Source organism: Candidatus Methylomirabilota bacterium (assembly GCA_036005065.1).
GTDB lineage: Bacteria > Methylomirabilota > Methylomirabilia > Rokubacteriales > DASRDR01 > DASYQW01.
This window is the reverse complement of the sequence record DASYQW010000263.1, coordinates 1-1566: the sequence shown is the minus strand read 5'-3', so window position 1 is coordinate 1566 and position 1566 is coordinate 1. Positions and strand designations below refer to the sequence as shown.

The window sequence follows — 1566 nt, the reverse complement described above, 5'->3', positions numbered from 1 at the left end:
ACCGACATCAGCCCGCCAGCGCCGGGCGAGCTGGAGCTCGTTCGGAGCTTCCTCTCCGTGCACGACCACCTGGGGTCCGACCCCATGAGCCTTCCGCCGTCCCACGCGTCGCTCCGCGAGTTCTTCGTGGAGCACGGCCTGCTCGACCCGGACGAGCCCGTGTCGGAGCGGTCGCTCCGCTCCGCATCCCTGGTCCACGCGGCCCTGCACAGAAAGGTCGAGGGGCGGACCGGAGCCGAGCCGACGGCGGCAGAGCCGTCGGTCGTCGACGAGGCCGCCCGGGAGGCCGGGTTGGAGCTCCATTTCGGCTCCGAAGGTCCCCCCCGGATCGAGCCGACGACGCGAGGCGTCGCGGGCGCGCTGGGGCGCATCCTGGCGGCGGCATTCCTGGCCCAGCTCGACGGGACGTGGGAGCGCCTCAAGGAGTGCAGCGACGACACCTGCACCGGCGTGTTCTATGACCGGTCGAAGAACCACTCGGGCAAGTGGTGCTCCATGCAGTCCTGCGGCAACCGCAACAAAGTTCGGGCCTGGCGAGCCCGGCAACACGCGGGTGGCCCGGCAGCTTGAGTTCCCCCTCCGGGGGGCGGGCGGGGAACCGGTGGACCTGTGGAGGACGCTGAACTCGCACGGGTTCGTGGACCTTCCGCCGATGCTGCTCCAGGAGCAGGCGCGCACGCTCGAGATCACGATCCCCATCGTCGGAGCCCGCCCTCGGACGGTCCGCGTCTCGGACGGGACCGATGGGCGGGGAACCGTCACGATCCTGGGACCCGCGCCGAGTGAGCGGACGGCGGCCCGGGCGCTCGCCGAGATCGAGCACGTGCTCCGGCTCGACGCGGACCTGTCGCGCTTCTACGAGCTGGCGCGGGGCGACCCCGACCTTGCCTGGGTGACGTCGGGTGCCGGCCGGATGGTCCGGAGCCCGACGGTGTTCGAGGAGGTGGTCAAGACCATCTGCACCACCAACTGCACGTGGTCCGCGACCAAACGGATGGTCGGGGCCCTGGTGGAGCACCTCGGCGCGCCCGCCCCGGGCGCGCCGAGGGACGGCCCGTACGGCCGGGCCTTCCCCACCCCCCGGGCCATGGCGGAGGCCAGCGAGGGCTTCTATCGGGAGGTGGCCAGGGCAGGCTACCGAGGCCCGCACCTGCTCTCGGTGGCCCGGTCCGTCAGCGGTGGGGACCTGGATCTGGAGACGTTGGGGCGGGCCTCGCCAGAGGATCTCCCCGACGCGGAGCTCGAACGGCGGCTCCTGGCGCTCCCGGGGGTCGGGCCGTACGCGACGGCGCACGTCATGCTGACGCTGGGCCGTTATTCCAAGCTGATCCTCGATTCCTGGACCCGGCCGGCCTATGCCCGGCACGTCGGCAGGAAGGCCGTGAGCGACGCGGCCATGATCCGAAAGTTCAGGCGGTACGGACGGTACGCCGGCCTGGCCTTCTGGCTGATCCTCACCAGCGACTGGGTCTGAGCCGGGGCGAGGCTTGCCCCGCAAGCGGTCCGGGCGCATACTGCCACGGGCCGCCCCACGGCCGGCCATCGTGTCGGACCCCGAGAAGGAAG

Annotated in this window: 2 protein-coding genes; both read left to right on the top strand. The window is 72.0% G+C overall.

The features are described 5' to 3' along the window. Window positions 1-570, top strand: a 570-nt coding sequence (locus tag VGW35_18450) for a CGNR zinc finger domain-containing protein (GenBank protein ID HEV8309648.1), incomplete at its 5' end; no start/stop codon positions are given. A 31-nt stretch (window positions 571-601) separates the two neighbouring features. After that, entirely contained in the window at window positions 602-1474 is an 873-nt protein-coding gene (locus tag VGW35_18445; GenBank protein HEV8309647.1) for a Fe-S cluster assembly protein HesB, read from the top strand. Window positions 1475-1566 lie beyond the last annotated feature (92 nt).